Annotated in this window: 18 protein-coding genes; 9 read left to right on the top strand and 9 right to left on the bottom strand. The window is 63.4% G+C overall.

Annotated features, from left to right (window positions below):
* Positions 1-43 precede the first annotated feature (43 nt).
* The gene (locus Q0936_RS01635; protein ID WP_299297406.1) at positions 44-1285 is read left to right on the top strand and encodes an MFS transporter; all 1242 of its coding nucleotides are present in this window, start codon (positions 44-46) and stop codon (positions 1283-1285) included.
* Between the two features lie 213 nt (positions 1286-1498).
* On the opposite strand, the gene Q0936_RS01630 is transcribed toward Q0936_RS01635, so the two are convergent.
* Positions 1499-2185 (bottom strand): response regulator transcription factor, encoded by a 687-nt coding sequence (locus tag Q0936_RS01630; protein WP_299139175.1) that lies wholly within the window; start codon positions 2183-2185, stop codon positions 1499-1501.
* Positions 2186-2348: 163 nt separating this feature from the next.
* On the opposite strand from Q0936_RS01630, the gene ribA reads away from it, so the two are divergent.
* Both ribA and Q0936_RS01620 read left to right on the top strand, forming a co-directional pair.
* The gene (gene ribA, locus Q0936_RS01625; protein WP_299297437.1) at positions 2349-3437 is read left to right on the top strand and encodes a GTP cyclohydrolase II; all 1089 of its coding nucleotides are present in this window, start codon (positions 2349-2351) and stop codon (positions 3435-3437) included.
* A gap of 20 nt (positions 3438-3457) precedes the next feature.
* Positions 3458-3937, top strand: coding sequence for a L,D-transpeptidase family protein (locus Q0936_RS01620; RefSeq protein WP_299140123.1), 480 nt, complete (start codon positions 3458-3460; stop codon positions 3935-3937).
* Positions 3938-3940: 3 nt separating this feature from the next.
* Here Q0936_RS01620 and Q0936_RS01615 read toward each other — a convergent pair whose 3' ends face one another.
* Together Q0936_RS01615 and Q0936_RS01610 are read right to left on the bottom strand one after the other, a co-directional pair.
* The gene (locus tag Q0936_RS01615; RefSeq protein ID WP_299297405.1) at positions 3941-4603 is read right to left on the bottom strand and encodes a YggS family pyridoxal phosphate-dependent enzyme; all 663 of its coding nucleotides are present in this window, start codon (positions 4601-4603) and stop codon (positions 3941-3943) included.
* Positions 4604-4732: 129 nt separating this feature from the next.
* The gene (locus Q0936_RS01610; protein ID WP_299139178.1) at positions 4733-5635 is read right to left on the bottom strand and encodes a porin; all 903 of its coding nucleotides are present in this window, start codon (positions 5633-5635) and stop codon (positions 4733-4735) included.
* Positions 5636-5910: 275 nt separating this feature from the next.
* On the opposite strand from Q0936_RS01610, the gene Q0936_RS01605 reads away from it, so the two are divergent.
* The 4 genes from Q0936_RS01605 to holA all read left to right on the top strand — a co-directional run bounded on the left by Q0936_RS01605 (position 5911) and on the right by holA (position 10498).
* Entirely contained in the window at positions 5911-6399 is a 489-nt protein-coding gene (locus Q0936_RS01605) for a DUF3576 domain-containing protein (RefSeq protein ID WP_299139181.1), read from the top strand.
* Between the two features lie 90 nt (positions 6400-6489).
* A complete protein-coding gene (gene leuS, locus Q0936_RS01600) occupies positions 6490-9027 on the top strand; it encodes a leucine--tRNA ligase (RefSeq protein WP_299297403.1) in 2538 nt (845 codons plus the stop codon).
* Positions 9027-9500, top strand: coding sequence for an LPS assembly lipoprotein LptE (gene lptE, locus Q0936_RS01595; protein WP_299139184.1), 474 nt, complete (start codon positions 9027-9029; stop codon positions 9498-9500). The genes leuS and lptE overlap by 1 nt, the downstream gene beginning before the upstream one ends.
* A complete protein-coding gene (gene holA / locus Q0936_RS01590) occupies positions 9497-10498 on the top strand; it encodes a DNA polymerase III subunit delta (RefSeq protein WP_299297401.1) in 1002 nt (333 codons plus the stop codon). Before lptE ends, holA begins: the two co-directional genes overlap by 4 nt.
* Positions 10499-10576: 78 nt before the next feature.
* On the opposite strand, the gene Q0936_RS01585 is transcribed toward holA, so the two are convergent.
* Entirely contained in the window at positions 10577-11008 is a 432-nt protein-coding gene (locus tag Q0936_RS01585) for a GFA family protein (RefSeq protein WP_299297400.1), read from the bottom strand.
* Positions 11009-11137: 129 nt separating this feature from the next.
* Between Q0936_RS01585 and Q0936_RS01580 the strand changes: the two genes are divergently transcribed.
* Entirely contained in the window at positions 11138-11749 is a 612-nt protein-coding gene (locus Q0936_RS01580; protein ID WP_299139190.1) for a glutathione S-transferase family protein, read from the top strand.
* Here Q0936_RS01580 and Q0936_RS01575 read toward each other — a convergent pair.
* Both Q0936_RS01575 and Q0936_RS01570 read right to left on the bottom strand, forming a co-directional pair.
* The gene (locus Q0936_RS01575; protein WP_299297399.1) at positions 11734-12915 is read right to left on the bottom strand and encodes a TIGR03862 family flavoprotein; all 1182 of its coding nucleotides are present in this window, start codon (positions 12913-12915) and stop codon (positions 11734-11736) included. The two genes, Q0936_RS01580 and Q0936_RS01575, sit on opposite strands and share 16 nt — an antisense overlap.
* The gene (locus Q0936_RS01570) at positions 12912-14243 is read right to left on the bottom strand and encodes a mechanosensitive ion channel domain-containing protein (protein ID WP_299139193.1); all 1332 of its coding nucleotides are present in this window, start codon (positions 14241-14243) and stop codon (positions 12912-12914) included. Before Q0936_RS01570 ends, Q0936_RS01575 begins: the two co-directional genes overlap by 4 nt.
* Positions 14244-14272: 29 nt before the next feature.
* Here Q0936_RS01570 and Q0936_RS01565 point away from each other — a divergent pair, with 29 nt between their 5' ends.
* Positions 14273-14614, top strand: coding sequence for an HNH endonuclease (locus Q0936_RS01565; RefSeq protein ID WP_299297397.1), 342 nt, complete (start codon positions 14273-14275; stop codon positions 14612-14614).
* Between the two features lies 1 nt (position 14615).
* Here the strand turns inward: Q0936_RS01565 and Q0936_RS01560 are convergent, their stop codons facing one another.
* Genes Q0936_RS01560 through Q0936_RS01550 form a run of 3 tightly spaced genes read right to left on the bottom strand, consistent with a single transcriptional unit; the run spans position 14616 to position 16198 of the window.
* Positions 14616-14780 carry a hypothetical protein gene (locus tag Q0936_RS01560; RefSeq protein WP_299139197.1) on the bottom strand — a complete coding sequence of 55 codons (165 nt, stop codon included), beginning with the start codon at positions 14778-14780 and terminating at the stop codon, positions 14616-14618.
* Between the two features lie 54 nt (positions 14781-14834).
* Complete coding sequence (locus Q0936_RS01555) at positions 14835-15449, bottom strand: enoyl-CoA hydratase/isomerase family protein (RefSeq protein ID WP_299297395.1); 615 nt, start codon at positions 15447-15449, stop codon at positions 14835-14837.
* Positions 15446-16198 (bottom strand): SDR family oxidoreductase, encoded by a 753-nt coding sequence (locus Q0936_RS01550; protein ID WP_299297394.1) that lies wholly within the window; start codon positions 16196-16198, stop codon positions 15446-15448. Before Q0936_RS01550 ends, Q0936_RS01555 begins: the two co-directional genes overlap by 4 nt.
* Positions 16199-16313: the final 115 nt, after the last annotated feature.

Here is a 16313-nt window from a genome sequence, read left to right as displayed (position 1 = left end):
TAGCTTGGGGTGCGCCCCCTCACCAGCCCGAAAGGTGCGCGAAATGCTGTTGGCCCGGAACCGAAATTACCGCCTGCTGTTTTCTGCCACGGCGGTGTCGAACCTGGGCGATGGCATCTCGGCGCTGGCCTTTCCGTGGCTCGCCACCCTGTTGACCCGTGACCCGGTTCTGATCGCCGCCGTTGCCGCCGCCGGGCGGTTGCCCTGGCTGCTGTTCACCGCCCCCGCGGGAGTGATCACGGATCGTGCCAGCCGTCAGGCGCTGATGGTGTGGTCGGATGTCGTGCGTGCGGCGCTGACCTGCGCCGTGATCCTGCTGATCCTGTCGATCCCCGACATCGAAGCGGGCGCATCAAACGTCACCGTCTGGGCGCTTGCGGCGCTCGCCTTCCTGCTGGGCATGGCCGAAGTGCTGCGGGACAATGCCGCGCAAACCGCGCTGCCGTCGCTTGTCGACAAGGCCGACCTGGAAAACGCCAACGGTCAGTTGTGGAGCGTGGAGCAGGTTATGGGCAGCTTCGTCGGCCCGCCGCTCGCCGGGGTGCTGATCGCCGTCGCTGTGCCGATGCCCTTTGCCTTTGACGCACTCAGCTTTGCACTTGCCGCTGGACTGGTCGCCTGCATCACCTTTCCCGAACGCGCGGCACGGGCCGCCACACAGTCGGTGTTCCGTGACCTGCGCGACGGGGCGGTCTGGCTGTGGCAGCACAAGACAATTCTGCAATTGGCGGTGCTGCTGGGTGTGATCAACGCGGCAACAGCAGGCTATGCGACCTTGCTGGTGCTCTATGCCCAAGAGGTGCTGGGTCTGAACGCTGCGGGCTTTGGCCTGTTGATGATGGCGGGTGCGGCGGGCGGCGTTGCCGGTGGCATCCTCGGCCCGCATCTGGTGCGCCGCTTTGGCGGTCAGTCGATGTTTCTGGGCGCGCAAATCCTGTTTCTCGCGGATCCGTTGGCGGTGTATTTCACCTCGTCCATTTCCATCGTCGCGGTTGGGCTGTTCATCGCGATGTTTGCCTCGGTCACCTACAACATCGTCACCGTCAGCTACCGCCAGCGTGTGATCCCCGATGACCTTCTGGGGCGGGTCAACAGCCTCTACCGCCTGTTTGGCTGGGGCATGATGCCCCTGGGCATTCTGGCCGCCGGTGCGATGGTGTCCCTGACCGAAGGCGCGATGGGGCGCGAAGATGCGCTGCGCCTGCCCTTTGCTGTCGGGGGTGTCGTGCTGTTCGCGATGTTCCTCTACAGCGCTGCCCGCATCCGCATCCCACCCCGCCGCTGATCTGTCCCCGCGGGGACAGATTATGTTAAATCGCGAAATCCGGGCATCACAACCCCCGTGGCGCGACACCCTGCTGGCCAAAAAAAACCCGGGCACGAAGCCCGGGCAAGTCCAACAGGGAGGTACATGTTTTGCCGAAGATCGGCTCCGACATGCGCGGATATGACTGAATCTGTGGCCCGTTGATGCGAATTTCAAGTGGGCCGCAGAATGTTAGGCAATCAAACGGTAACCGCCGGATTCGGTCACAAGAAGGCGGGCGTTTGACGGATCTGGTTCAATTTTTTGACGCAGACGGTAGATATGCGTTTCCAACGTGTGGGTTGTGACACCCGCATTATAGCCCCAAACCTCGTGCAGCAGCACGTCGCGGGCGACCACGCCTTCGGTCGAGCGATAGAGGAACTTGAGGATGTTCGTCTCTTTCTCGGTCAGGCGGATCTTGCGGTCGTCTTCGGTCACCAGCATCTTGACCGACGGCTTGAACGTGTACGGCCCAAGGGTGAAAACGGCGTCTTCGGATTGCTCGTGCTGGCGCAACTGGGCGCGGATGCGGGCCAGCAGTACCGGGAATTTGAAGGGTTTGGAGACGTAGTCATTCGCACCCGCATCGAGGCCCAGGATCGTATCGGCGTCGGTGTCGTGACCCGTCAGCATCAGGATCGGTGATTTGACCCCCTGTTTGCGCATCACGCGGCACAGCTCGCGGCCGTCCGTATCGGGCAGACCCACGTCGAGGATCACGAGGTCATAGATCGCTTCCTTGGCCTTGACCAAGGCATCCTGGCCGTTGCCCGCCTCAAAGACATCAAAGTCTTCGGTCATGATGAGCTGTTCGCTCAACGCTTCGCGCAGGTCCTCGTCGTCATCGACCAGCAGGATTTTCTTCAATTGTGCCATGGGTGTATCCTCCCTCTTGGTGTTGAAGAATAGATGATGCGCCAGAGCCGTTTGAGCAAGTTTCGTGGAAATTTCTCACGCCCATGTGTCGGAAGCGCGGGAAATGTTTCAATTCGGGCGTGATTTGCTTATGTCGGGCGAAACGACGGGTGGATTTTGTAACATGGGCCTCGGGCCGGACATCACCGAAGTACTGGCACGGGCGCGCGCCGACCTGCGGATGGGTGTGCCGATTGTGCTGACAGGCGCGCAAAGTGTCGTGGCCGTGGCCGTCGAAACGGTGACAGAGGCGCGGTTGGCCGGGCTGCGCGAGACGGGCACGCCCCCGGTTCTGGCCCTGACGGCGCGTCGGGCACAGACGCTCAAGGCGCGGGCCTATGACGGTGATCTGGCGCGCATCGCCGTTCCGGACGAGGTGGCATTGGGCTGGTTGCAGGCGCTGTCGGACCCCGCAGATGATCTGGCGACACCGATGAAGGGGCCATTGGCCTCAGTCCGCACCGGCGATCCGGCCCCGCACCGGGCCGCGTTGCAGTTGTGCAAATCGGCGCGGTTGTTGCCAGCAGCGCTGTGTGTGGACGTGGCAGATGGGCTGGCCCTTGCGGCGGCGCATGGTTTGACGGTGGTGCCGATGGCGCAGGCGGCCGTGATGCTGCAGGCACAAAACCCCTTGCACGAGATTGTTCAGGCACGTTTGCCGGTCGAAGTGTCCGAGGCCGGCCGGTTGCACGTGTTCCGACCCGAAGATGGCGGCGAAGAACACTATGCAATGGAGATCGGCCGCCCGGACCGGGCCAAGCCCGTGTTGGCGCGGCTGCATTCGGCTTGTTTCACCGGTGATGTAATGGGCAGCCTCAAATGCGATTGCGGACCGCAGTTGCGTGCGGCTCTTGCGCAGATGGGGGACGAGGGGACGGGTGTCCTGCTCTATCTCAATCAGGAAGGGCGCGGCATTGGCTTGGCCAACAAGATGCGGGCCTATGCGTTGCAGGATCAGGGGTTCGATACGGTCGAGGCCAATCACCGTCTGGGGTTCGAGGATGACGAGCGCGACTTTCGCCTTGGCTCGGACATTCTGAAGTCTCTGGGATTTTCGTCGGTCCGGTTGCTGACCAACAACCCGGCCAAGGTCGCGATGATGGAGGCCAGCGGCGTGACCGTGGCCGAACGTGTGCCGCTCAAGGTGGGTGAGAACCGGTTTAACTCCGGCTATCTGGCGACCAAGGCGGCCAAGTCCGGGCATCTTCTGTGAGCCAGGCGTCGCCCGTGGATATGGTTGTGACCCCTGCGGGCTTGCGGTTTGCGGGGCGGATGTTCCCCTGCACCGTGGGTCGTGGCGGAGTGTCTGATGCCAAACGCGAGGGCGATGGGGCCACGCCACGTGGCACCCACCGGATTGTGGGTATGCTGTATCGTCCCGACCGCATGGCCCGGCCCACCAATTGGGCGGTGCCGATCCGCCCCGGTGATCTGTGGTCGGATGATGGTGGGCATGAGGACTACAACCAAATGGTGCGAGCGCCCTATCCCTACAGTCACGAGGCGCTGCGGCGGGCCGACCCGCTCTATGATCTGGTGATTCTGACGGACTGGAACTGGCCCTATGCGGTGCCGGGACGTGGATCGGCGATCTTCATGCATCGCTGGCGCAGGCCGCTGTTCCCGACAGAGGGCTGTATCGGCTTGCGGCCACGTGATCTGGCATGGATCGCCCCGCGCATCCGGTTTGAAACCCGCCTGATTGTGCGCTGACCCCTAGCGTTCCGCCGGGGGGACACGGTCGCCAAAGATGGCGGACCCCACGCGCACATGCGTCGCACCCAGCGCAATAGCGGTGGCGAAATCACTGCTCATGCCCATGGACAACCCGGTCAGACCGTTGCGCGCCGCCATCTTGGCCAGCAGCGCAAAGTGCAATGCGGGTTCTTCGTCGACCGGCGGGATGCACATCAGCCCCTCAATCGGCAGGTCCAGCGCGCGGCACTCCGCCACAAAGGCGTCGGTGTCGGCGGGCAGAATCCCGGCCTTTTGCGGCTCTTCTCCGGTGTTGACCTGAACAAAAAGGCCGGGACAACCGCCCATTTCCTGCGCCAGACGGGCCAGCGTGTTGGCCAGTTTTGGGCGATCCACGGAATGGATGGACTGGCACAGGGCCATGGCATGACGGGCCTTGTTGGTTTGCAGCGGGCCAATCAGGTGAACGTCCACATCCCCGTAGGTCTCGCGGAAACCGGGCCATTTGTCCGCCGCCTCCTGTACGCGGTTCTCGCCAAAGACGCGGTGGCCTTGGTCCAGAACGGCGGCAACACGTTCGGGTGGCTGGACCTTGCTGACGGCGATCAGGGTCACCGACCCCGGCGCGCGCCCGGCGGCGGCTTCTGCGGCGGTGATCTGGGATTGAATGTCGGACAGGGGCATCGGCAGGGCCTTGGGGTCGTTTCGCGGGACGCCATCAGCAGATAGCACCGATATGGGAAAGAAAAGAGGGCCGGACAGAAAAAGGGCGGACCCGAAGGCCCGCCCCAAATCAACAGAAGTGTGTTCGACTTAGAAGTCGAAGATCACACCCAGGTCAGCGACAGTGTTGCCGGCTGTGTTGTTGCCGATACCACCGCGCAGGGACACGCCGCCGCCCAGCGAGTGGCGGAAGCCGATCGCATAGGTTTCGTCGTTGCCTGCAACACCCGAGTCAGCAAATGCGAAACGGATTTCTGTGGCCGCGCCAACGTCGTACTTGACCGAGAAGCCGTACGATGTGTCAGCGTTTGCGTCGTAGTCGGCGATCAGGATCGAGAACGCCAGGGCGCCGAACTCACCGTCGAACGATGCTGCGACGAAGTCGTTGTCGCCAGCGTCTTCGTTACCGAAGGCGATGCCTGCGGAGAAGTTGCCGAAGTTGTAGCCGAAGCCCAGCTGCCACTCTTCGCCGCCTGTCGCGTCGTCAGTGTACGATGCGGATGCGGTGAAGTCGCCTGCGGTGTAACGCAGTTTGACTGTGGGAGCGATCAGAGCGCCGTCAGCGGATGTGCCGAAGCCGGAAGCGGGCAGGCCGATGCCGGACGACTGTTCTGCGAACGATGTCAGACCAACGCCGTAGCCGTAGTAGTTAACCACGTCGCCGGAGTCGATGACGTCGGACACGTGGCCCACGTCCAAGCGGAAGCCGCCTGTGGAAACCGCGAAGCCAGCTGCCGAACGGTTTGCAACGTTCGATGCGCCTGCTGCGTTTTCATCTGTTTGGAAACGGATACGACCTTCGAATTCCAGGCCGTTGTCCGAAGTAGTTGTACCTGTGATGGTCAGGCGGAAACGCTGCTCGATGCGTGTTTCGTCTGCGTTGCCTTCATCATAGAACAGGCCAAAACGGCCAAAGCCGCCAAAGCTAACGTCCGCAGCGGCCATGCCAGCAGTGGCGACCAGAGCGGTTGTAGCGAAGAGAACTTTTTTCATGAGTTTTCCCTCGGTTTTCAGTCACACGCCCTAACCGGGGAATCCGGTGAGGGGATGGATGCTGTCTCAACCATTTGACGGGCTATCTCAAGCAACGCATGGCACCACGCCGCAATTCCGACATGGTTGGTGCAGCTTTGCCACAGTTGTGATTCCCGGCACCACGTCGTGATTTCACGCACCGTACACATAACAACACGTATGATGCGCGCATCTTGCGAGCGCCTGCCAACTTGGCTATCACGATGAACAATCAAATACGGGTGGGAATTCCGATGACAAAGGTGCAAGTGGCAGGCCGGATTGCCATTCTGTGTATGGCGGTTGCGCTGGTCGGGTGCGGACAACGGTTCGGCACCAGCGCCCCCAACGAGGCAAACGTGGACTCCGACATCGCCCGCAGCCGGGATGGCGTGGCCGGGACGACCTTGGGCGAGGCGCTGCGCGCACGCCGCAACGAAGAGTCCATTGTAAAGGTCAACAAATACATCTGGTCCTCGACGCTCCAAGTGCTCGACTTCCTGCCGATTCAGTCGGTCGACCCGTTCACCGGTGTGATTGTCACCGGCTTTGGCACCCCTCCCGGCGGCGGGCGGTCCTACCGTGCAACTGTATTGATCAGTGATCCCGCACTGGACGCCCGGTCGCTCAACGTCGCCTTACAAACCCGCAACGGCCCCGCAAGCGCAGCAACCGTGCGCGCGGTCGAGGATGCAATCCTGACCCGCGCCCGCCAGCTACGGATCGCTGACAACCGTCTCTAGGGTCTTTCCGCGCCTTTCATTCCACACTAAGACATGCGCCGGGCCTCAACAGCCCGGCGTTTGCACATCCAGAACCAGGATACGTTTCCCATGGCCACCTACACCCCGTCCGAAATCGAAGCCCGCTGGCAGGCCGCCTGGGACGAGGCCGGTATTTTCCGCGCCACGCGCAGTGCAGACAAACCCAAGTATTATGTGCTCGAGATGTTTCCCTATCCATCCGGGCGCATCCACATGGGCCACGTGCGTAACTATACAATGGGCGACGTGATCGCGCGGTATAAGATGTCGACGGGCCACAACGTGCTGCACCCGATGGGGTGGGACGCGTTTGGTATGCCCGCCGAAAACGCCGCAATGGCCATTGGCGGCCACCCCAAGACCTGGACCTATGACAACATCGCCGACATGCGCGGTCAGATGAAGCCCCTTGGCCTCAGCATCGACTGGAGCCGCGAATTCGCCACCTGTGACCCCGAATATTACGGACAACAGCAGGCTCTGTTCCTCGACATGCTCGAGGCGGGCCTTGTCTACCGCAAGAACGCGCAGGTGAACTGGGACCCGGTCGACATGACAGTGCTGGCCAACGAACAGGTGATCGACGGCAAGGGCTGGCGCTCAGGTGCCGAAGTCGAACGCCGCGAGCTGACGCAGTGGTTCTTCAAGATTTCCGACATGGCGGGCGAATTGAAATCCGCCCTCGACGGTCTCGACAACTGGCCCGCCAAGGTTCGGCTGATGCAGGACAACTGGATCGGCGAGAGCCGCGGCATCGACATCCCCTTTGTGCGCACGGACGACCAAGGCACGATCCTGTGCTATTCGACCCGTCCCGACACGATGCGCGGCGCATCCTTTATTGCCGTGTCGCCGGATCACCCCGTGGCCAAGGCGCTCGAGGCGGAAAACCCCGAGTTGGCCGCGTTCATCGATGAGTGTCGCAAGATGGACACCACCGAGGCGGCCATGGAAAAGGCCGAGAAGAAGGGCATGGACACCGGCATCCGCGTCGCACACCCGGTCTATCCTGATCAGGAACTGCCCGTGTGGATCGGCAACTTTGTCCTGATGGATTACGGCACGGGCGCTGTGTTTGGCTGTCCCGCCCATGACCAACGCGACCTCGATTTCGCGCGCAAATACGATCTGCCTGTGCGCAACGCATTCTACATGCCCGGCGACACCACCGAAGTCGGCACCGAGGCGCTGGTGCCCGCCAAGACGGAAAAGGTCGCCTTTATCGACCATTTCGCGGGCGTCGGCGAAGTCACCAGCCAGGAGGCCATCGACGCCACCATCGATTATTTCGAGCAACACGGACTGGGCAAGGGCCAGACGCAGTACCGCCTGCGCGACTGGGGCCTCAGCCGCCAACGCTATTGGGGTTGCCCGATTCCCGTGGTGCATTGCGACACCTGCGGCGTGGTTCCGGAAAAGAAAGAGAACCTGCCAGTCGAACTGCCCGATGATGTCAGCTTTGACATCCCCGGCAACCCGCTGGACCGGCACCCGACCTGGCGCGACGTACCCTGCCCGTCCTGTGGCAAACCGGCCAAGCGCGAGACGGACACGATGGACACGTTCGTCGATTCGTCGTGGTACTTTGCCCGGTTCACCGCGCCGCGTGCCGACACGCCCACCGTGGCCGAGGATGCGGCCTATTGGATGAACGTGGACCAGTACATTGGCGGTATCGAACACGCGATCCTGCACCTGCTCTATTCCCGCTTCTTTGCCCGCGCGATGCAGATCACCGGCCATTTGCCCGAAACAGCGATTGAACCGTTCGACGCGCTGTTCACCCAAGGCATGGTCACGCACGAGATCTACCAGACCCGCGACGCCAAGGGCCGGCCAGTCTATCACCTGCCCGAGGACGTGACCGACGGCAAATTGGCCAACGGCACAGAGGTCGAGATTATCCCATCGGCCAAGATGTCGAAGTCCAAGAAAAACGTGGTCGATCCACTGGGCATCATCGCCAGCTACGGGGCCGACACCGCGCGCTGGTTTGTCCTCAGCGACTCGCCCCCCGAACGGGATGTAGAATGGACCGCCTCGGGCGCCGAGGCTGCCTATAAACACCTGACCCGCGTGTGGAACATCTGTGACCGCATCGGTGCAATGGACAAGGACGCGCCCGGTCAGGGTGATGACGATTTGCTGCGCGCGATGCACAAGGCGATCCATGACGTGACGCTGGGGGTCGAATCCTTCGGCTTCAATGCGGCAATTGCGAAACTCTACGGCTTTACCGCCGTGCTGCAAAAATCCAAGGCAGGTCATGCCGCCCAACGCGAGGCGGTGATGACACTGGCCCAGTTGATGGCCCCCATGACACCCCACCTGGCCGAAGACATCTGGGCCCATCAGGGTGGCAAAGGGCTGGTCGTGAACGCGCCATGGCCTGTTGCAAACGAGGCGATGCTGGTCTCGGACACGGTCACGCTGCCCATCCAGATCAACGGCAAACGCCGCGGCGAACTGGTGGTGCCAGCAGATATGGACAAAGCAGAGGTTGAAAAACGCGCCCTCGCCACCGAAGCTGTGCAAAAGGCGCTGGACGGTGGCACCCCGAAAAAGGTGATCGTCGTGCCGGGCCGTATCGTCAACGTGGTGGTGTAATGCGTTTGTTCAAACCTGTCTTGCTGTGCCTGACCCTGGCGCTGGCCGCCTGCGGGTTTGAACCGGTCTATGGACCAAACGGCACAGGCACCCAGTTGCAGAACCGTGTGCTGGTCGACCCGCCACGGGACCGCGAGGGGTTCCTGCTGGTTCAGCGTCTCGAAGAACGTCTGGGGCGCGCCGGGGATCCCGCCTACCGCTTGTCGGTCGAGCTGAACCTGCGTCAGGAAGACCGCGCGATTGACCCCGATGGCGACATCCGGCGCTTTCACCTGATCGGCGCGGCGACCTATGCGCTCATGGACACAAGCACTGGCACCGTGATCAGATCGGACCGCGTCGACAACTTTGTGGGCTACTCGGCGACCGGCACCACGGTGGCCACACTCGCCGCGCAACGCGATGCGCAGGCGCGCTTGATGACCATCCTCGCTGACGAAATCGTGGTGCAGTTGCAGGCGTCTGACCTGTGAAACTGTCCAGCGGTCAGGCCACTGGTTACTTTGCCAAGCCGGACACGCAGGCCGCTGGTTTGCTGATCTACGGCGCTGACGCCATGCGCATCGCGCTCAAACGCCAAGAGGTCGTAGCCGCCCTGATTGGCCCCGCGGGCGAAGAAGAGATGCGCCTGACCCGCATCGCCGCGGGTGACCTGCGCAAGGAACCCGCGCTGTTGCTGGATGCGGTCAAGGCCATCGGCTTTTTCCCCGGCCCCCGCGTGGCACTGGTCGAGGATGCCAACGAAACGGTCGGTCCAACCGTGACACAGGCGCTGGACGACTGGCAGCCGGGCGATGCCCAGATCATCGTGACCGCCGGTGCGCTCAAACCCACCTCCAAGATGCGCAAGGCGTTCGAGGTCCACCCAACCGCCTACGCGGCGGGCATCTATGACAACCCGCCCACACGGGACGAGATTGAACGCGACCTCAAAGCCGCTGGCATTGACCAGCCCCCCGCCGAGGCGATGCACCTGCTGACCGACCTGGCGCGGTCCCTTGAGCCGGGCGACTTTCGCCAGACCCTGACCAAGATCGGCCTCTACAAGATGCACGATACTAGCCCGCTGAGCGCGGATGACATCACTGCCTGTGCGCCCGCCACGATCGAGGCGGATGTGGATGACGTGCTGCTGGTGGTGGCCGATGGTCAGGCCGCAGCCATCGGGCCCGTGATGCAACGGCTTCAGGCCCAGGGCGTGAACGCCGTCACCCTGTGCATCGGCGCCATGCGCCACTTCCGCAGCCTGCACCGCGCGGCCACGGACACATCCGGACGGCCGCAAATCTGGGGGCCGCACCGGGACAAGATGCTGGCGCAGGCCCGCACATGGGGGCCCATCAAACTGGAACAGGCCCTGACCGAACTCACGGACACCGATCTCAAACTGCGATCCGCAGGCCAGCACGCACCCGCACTGGCCTTGGTCGAACGGACGTTTATCCGCCTGGCGATGCTCGCGCGCCGCTGATCCCGGCACACAACAGTGCCGCAAGGGCCGGGGCGCAGCCCCACAAGAATAGCGTCGCGCGCCAGCGCGTCCTTTGGATCACGCCCCGCCCGAGAACATCTCGATCACCTGCGCCTCTGTCATCTGGTGCCGGCCCTCACCCGCGAAACTGTAGATGTCGGGCTTTACGTCGATATAGAGCTCACCGGTAAACGGAATGCCCGACACATCCGCCAGCGTTCCCAGCCCCACATGCATCTCACCCTGCATCGGCCCCTCCGCAGTCACGCGGTAAAACAGGCTGCTGCCGCAGGTCTTGCAAAACACACGCTCCGCCCAGGGTGACGACCCATAGACCGACAGGTTCTCGGCCCCTTCCAACTCCATGCCACCGGGCGGCACAGCCACGCTCATGAACACACCACCCGACCACTTGCGGCACATGCCGCAATGACACGCCCCCGTCTCTGCAACCTCTGTGGTGATGCTGTAAGTCACTGCGCCGCATACACACGATCCGTCACGCGCCATGGTGGAACCTCCTGTTGATCCGTTCTCCGTAACTTTACGTCACCCTGCTGACATTTCACGTCAGCACCGCATTGCACTCCGCAGGGCAGGCTGCAATCCTGCGCGCATTACCGCAATGGAGGACAGCCCATGTACCGCGTCATCGGATCCGTCAAAAGTCGCGCGTTTCGCGTTCTTTGGGCGCTCGAAGAGCTGGGGCAACCCTACACGCTGATTGACGCGGGACCACGCTCCGACACCGCGCGCCAGTACAATCCGCTGGGCAAGATCCCCGCGCTGGCGGACGGCGACGACGTCATGACCGACAGCGTGGCGATCATGACCTATCTCGCGGACAAGCACGGCGGCCTGACCGCCCCCGCTGGCACTCCCGCCCGCGCCCGCCAGGATGCGATCACCCTGTGGCTGATCGACGAGCTTGACGCGATTCTCTGGACCAATGCCAAACACAGCTTTGTCCTGCCGGAGAAACTGCGGGTGCCTGCGGTCGCGCCCACCCTGCACAAGGAATTTGCCCGCAACGCCGACACGCTTGCGGACATGCTCGAGGCGTCCGGCGATTTCCTGATGGGTGATCACCTGACGGTTCCGGACATCCTCGCCGTGCACTGTCTGGGTTGGGCCTTTGGTGCCAAGTTCCCCGACTTGCCCGAACCGGTCAAAGCCTACTCCAAGCGGCTGCGCGCACGTCCCGCGTTCCGGGCGGCACAGGCGGCCGAGGCCGTTCAGGCCGACACGTAATCCACCACGCCCTGCCCGGCCCAGCGCCCCGTGGCCAGACAGGCCGTCAAGAGGTAGCCCCCCGTGGGCGCCTCCCAATCCAGCATCTCACCGGCACAGAACACCCCGGCACGCGCCCGCAGCATCAACCGGTCTGTCAGCGCCTGCGCAGGCACGCCACCCGCGGTCGAAATCGCCTCGTCCAGCGGGCGCAGGCCCGCATGCGCAACCTTCAGCTTTTTCAGCCTGCGGGCCGTGGCGACATGATCATCGGGCCACGGACGGCCCCATTCCTGCGCCAGTGCGATCTTGAGCGGGTCCAGCTTCAACACCTTGCGCAGGTGGTTCGAGAAACTCGTCTTGCCACGTGGGCGCGCCAACCGCGCGGCCACATCATCCACGCTGAGGTCCGGCAGCAAGTCGACAAACAGCGGCGCGCCCTCGCGCACCCCGCGCGACACCGAATAGATGCCGCCGCCCTCAAGTCCGCGCTGTGACACAACCCCCTCGCCGCGTGACCGGTAAGGCCCCGACCGCCAGGCCACGCCTTTGATCGGTTGGCCCCGGTGCCGCCACATGTGCTCCGACCACGCCATCGCAAGGGCCGCATTGGCAGGCGCAAAAGGTGCAAGTTCCACACCCGCGCCCCGCACCGCCTCGGCCCAGGCCCCATCCGATCCCAGACGCGCCCAACTGGCCCCGCCCAGCGCCAAAACACAGGCATCCCCCGACACGGTTTGCGGCCCATCCGGCGTGTCAAAGGTCAGCGCACCATCGTCGCCCCACCCCTGCCAGCGCCAACGCGTGCTCTGCGCCACGCCCAACCCGTCCAGCCGCGCCAGCCAAGCGCGCAGCAGCGGTGACGCTTTCATCCGGGTGGGAAACACGCGGCCCGTGGTGCCCACGAACATCTCCTGGTCCAGCCCCTGCGCCCAGGCGATGATCGCATCATTGTCAAAGGCCCGGACCATGGGCGCCAGCCAATCACCCGCCTCGGCATAGCCCGCAATCAGCGCGTCCGGTGGCGTGGCCTTGGTCAGGTTCAGACCCGACTTGCCCGCCATCAGGAACTTGCGCCCCAGCGACGGCTTGGCATCATAGACCGTAACGGCCAACCCGGCCTGCGCCATCACTTCGGCGGCAGCCAGCCCGGCGGGGCCACCGCCGATCACGGCCACGGTCTTCATCGGCTGCGGGTGCGCAACTCACCCTTCAATTCCACGGTACGGTGCGGGTAAGGTATGGTGATGTTGTTTTCCTTGAGCGCATTCCAGATCAGGAACAGCACGTCCGAGGTGTATTTGTTCGGCCCATCGTCGATCCCGTTGACCCAGAATTCGACGGCAAAATCGATGCCGCTGTCGCCAAAGCCACGCAGCTCGCAATCCGGCGGATAGGGCGCGTCCAGCACTTCGGGATGTTTGGCCACCGCCGCCTCAATGATGGCGGGGACGGTGTTGATGTCGGTGTCATAGCTGACGGAAAACGGCGCCTCATAGCGGTTGGCGGACCCGCTGTCGGAATAGTTCACCACGCGGGTGGTGATGAAATCCTCGTTCGGGATTACGATCCAGCGTCCATCGTAGGTCTCGAGGATCGCGGCACGCGCCGTCATCTTGACGATGGTGCCCGCCTCGCCGCCATCCAACTCGACATAGTCGCCCACGGTGGCCTGCCCCTCGACCAGCAGGATGACGCCCGAGATGAAATTCGACGCGATCTTTTGCAGGCCAAAACCCAGACCCACACCAATCGCACCGGACAGAACGGCCAGTGCGGACAGGTTGATGCCCATGATGTTCATCAGCACCAGGAACGCCACGGCAAAGATCAGGAACTCCACCGCCTTGGCCACAAGCTGCCGCAACGAGGGCCGCATCTCTTCCTGTTTCTGGATAAAGTCGCTGGATTGGCTGTTCGACCACTGGCCCAGCCAGAAAATCACGCCACCCACGGCCAGGAATTGCAAAAGCCACAAAAGGTCAAACGACAGGTTGCCCAACGGCACCACGGTCGCCTCAAGCCGCGCGGCAACGGTCTCGATCAGGCCCAGCGCATAAAGCGCCGCCATCGGGATCAGGATGTAGCGGCCCAGCAGCTTGAGGAACGGATCCGACACGATGTCACGCACCAGCGCACGCACCGCAAGGAACAGGAACACTCGCTTGCCAAAGGCAATCACCGCCCCGCTGTCAAAGATCGAGCGCACGACGCTTTCGCCGATGCCGGTGAACACATAGGCCAGCAGCGGCAGCAACAACGGCAGGAATTGCGCAACAAAGCGGCGGGCCTTGGCGATGATGCTGTCGCTGTCGCCGGGATCGAGCAGCCGCGACAGCGTCGGTTGCAGCTTGCGCGACACCAGAACGGCGGCGACATAGGCAACGATCAAAAGCCCGAATTGCGACCACGCCGCCGGGCTCAGCAACCACGACAGGGCCAGTTCCCAACCCTGCTGCCCATAGCCCACGATCGTCTGCACGATCTCCGGCTGGCTCTCCAGATCAAACTCCACCCGGTTGCATCCCTTGTCTCATCCCCGACATGCGCCAATTGTCATGGACTGAGCCGCTTCTGCAAGGGATCACGCGCGTGTCCGACCCGATCTGCCCGTTATGTGACCGTCCCATCCCACCGGATGCCCCACAAAGCATGCATCACCTGATCCCCAAGCTCAAAGGCGGCAAAGGCGGACCAACCGTCCTGCTACACCACATCTGCCACCGCGAAATCCACGCAACACTGACCGAGGCCGAGCTGGCGCGCGACTATGCCACGCCCGAGGCGCTGCGCGCACATCCACGGCTGGCCAAGTTCTTTGCGTGGGTCGGGAAACGTCCACCCGGCTTTGCCTCCAAGGTGCCGGGCGCGCGGCGCAAACGCTAGGTCACAGCTTGCGGTCGCGTTTGGGCAGACGCCTGTCCTGCAACCTGCGGGTCACTTCGCGCAGGGCATCGTCCACCAGCAACCGAATTCTGGCATCACGCGACAGGTCTTCCTTGGGCGCTCTGATGAGCCGCCCAGGTCGTATGATATGCTGGTCGCGCGCCATTCGGGAACCTCTGGCGCAGGGTATAGCACACCGGCCCCAATACACCCACAGGTTTCATGTGACCGGGCACATAGCCTTGATCCCGTGGGCAATCTCGAGCGGGGCGGCGACCGTATCGGCACACAGCTCCCGCGCACGGTCCACAACCGATCCGTCCGCCACGATCTCGTCCACCAGTCCCCAGGCCAGCGCGGTTTCGGCATCCACCTTGTGCCCGCCCAGCAGGATCATCCGCGTCCGCGCCGGACCAATCAGCGCGGACATGCGCACCGGGTCACTGGGTTGCGGCAAATAGCCGAGCTTCATCACCGGATAGAAAAAACGCGCCTGCGGTACGGCGATGCGCATGTCGCAGGCCAGAACCATGCCCGTGGCACCCCCCGCCACCGTGCCGTTCAGCGCCGCGATCACGAGGCCAGGCAACGCCGCAATCGCGCCCGACACCTCTTCCCACAGGGGGGACGTGGCCAGCCCCGCACGTGCGGCATCCAGATCGGCACCGGCACTGAACACACGGCCCGTGCTGGTCAAAATCAGCGCCCGCGCGCTGTGGGCCGTGCGCAGCGTATCGGCAAGATCCTGCAACATCGCTTCGGTCAGCGCGCCCGCCTTTTCGGGACGGTCGATGCGGATTTCCCAGATCGGGCCGCTGTCGTCGACGCGGATCATACCAGACCCACCCGCGCCCGGATGTCCGGGTCGCGCAGGGAAATCTCTTGCCCGATCCACGCATCGGCATCCGCCGAACACATCCACAACAGCGCCTTGGCCGGCCAGTCGGCGGGAATGTGGTCGGACCAGTCAAGCTGACTGACCGGATTGATACCGCTCGCCTTGATCTCGCGCTGCATCTGCGTGGCGACGGTGCCGGGGCTCAGGCCCATGGCGCGAATGCCGTGGTCTGCGTTTTCCTTGTGCGCACAGGCGGTCAGCATGGCGGCCCCCGCCTTGGAGGCACAGTAATGCGACCACGCCTCGACCGGGCCGTGGGCGGCACCCGAACTGACGGTGATGATCGTGCCGCCCCCGGCGGCGGTCATCACCGGCAACGCGGCGCGCATGCCGTAAAACACACCCTTGAGATTGATGTCGATCACCTGTCCCCACGCCTCAGGGTCGGCCGTCGCCAGATGCGAAATCGGCTCGATCACACCGGCATTGCCGATCAGGATGTCCAGGCCGCCAAAGGTCTCGACCGCCTTGTCCACCGCCGCCTGCACATCGGCAAACCGGCTGACATCGCAGGGCAAGGCCAATGCGCGTTCGCCAATCTCTGCGGCCAGCGCGTCGATATCGCCCGCACTGCGCGCCACCAGCACCACATGCGCCCCGGCACCGGCGAAAACCCGCGCAGTGTCGGCCCCGATGCCGCGGCTTGCGCCGGTGATCAGAACGGTCTTTCCTGTCAAATCCTGCATGAATGGTGCCTCCGTGGATATCGAACTGACCTTGTCGTATGGCGACGGGGAACATAGGTCCAGCCCAAGCCTTGACGCGTCCCTCACCCTGCCGGACGATGTCACCATATTCAGA

Source organism: uncultured Tateyamaria sp., assembly GCF_947488715.1.
GTDB lineage: Bacteria > Pseudomonadota > Alphaproteobacteria > Rhodobacterales > Rhodobacteraceae > Tateyamaria.
Note: the sequence above shows the minus strand (reverse complement) of the source record. Positions and strands in the feature narration are given on the sequence as shown.

Bases quoted from the DNA above. Each gene is read 5' to 3' on its own strand.
- Q0936_RS01585 (WP_299297400.1), bottom strand. From the start codon at position 11,008: ATGGCGCGTGACGGATCGTGTGTATGCGGCGCAGTGACTTACAGCATC.
- Q0936_RS01565 (WP_299297397.1), top strand. From the start codon at position 14,273: ATGCGCCAATTGTCATGGACTGAGCCGCTTCTGCAAGGGATCACGCGC.
- Q0936_RS01575 (WP_299297399.1), bottom strand. From the start codon at position 12,915: ATGAAGACCGTGGCCGTGATCGGCGGTGGCCCCGCCGGGCTGGCTGCC.
- Q0936_RS01630 (WP_299139175.1), bottom strand. From the start codon at position 2,185: ATGGCACAATTGAAGAAAATCCTGCTGGTCGATGACGACGAGGACCTG.
- Q0936_RS01555 (WP_299297395.1), bottom strand. From the start codon at position 15,449: ATGATCCGCGTCGACGACAGCGGCCCGATCTGGGAAATCCGCATCGAC.
- Q0936_RS01605 (WP_299139181.1), top strand. From the start codon at position 5,911: ATGACAAAGGTGCAAGTGGCAGGCCGGATTGCCATTCTGTGTATGGCG.
- Q0936_RS01635 (WP_299297406.1), top strand. From the start codon at position 44: ATGCTGTTGGCCCGGAACCGAAATTACCGCCTGCTGTTTTCTGCCACG.
- leuS (WP_299297403.1), top strand. From the start codon at position 6,490: ATGGCCACCTACACCCCGTCCGAAATCGAAGCCCGCTGGCAGGCCGCC.
- Q0936_RS01580 (WP_299139190.1), top strand. From the start codon at position 11,138: ATGTACCGCGTCATCGGATCCGTCAAAAGTCGCGCGTTTCGCGTTCTT.
- Q0936_RS01550 (WP_299297394.1), bottom strand. From the start codon at position 16,198: ATGCAGGATTTGACAGGAAAGACCGTTCTGATCACCGGCGCAAGCCGC.
- Q0936_RS01560 (WP_299139197.1), bottom strand. From the start codon at position 14,780: ATGGCGCGCGACCAGCATATCATACGACCTGGGCGGCTCATCAGAGCG.
- ribA (WP_299297437.1), top strand. From the start codon at position 2,349: ATGGGCCTCGGGCCGGACATCACCGAAGTACTGGCACGGGCGCGCGCC.
- Q0936_RS01610 (WP_299139178.1), bottom strand. From the start codon at position 5,635: ATGAAAAAAGTTCTCTTCGCTACAACCGCTCTGGTCGCCACTGCTGGC.
- Q0936_RS01615 (WP_299297405.1), bottom strand. From the start codon at position 4,603: ATGCCCCTGTCCGACATTCAATCCCAGATCACCGCCGCAGAAGCCGCC.
- Q0936_RS01620 (WP_299140123.1), top strand. From the start codon at position 3,458: ATGGTTGTGACCCCTGCGGGCTTGCGGTTTGCGGGGCGGATGTTCCCC.
- lptE (WP_299139184.1), top strand. From the start codon at position 9,027: ATGCGTTTGTTCAAACCTGTCTTGCTGTGCCTGACCCTGGCGCTGGCC.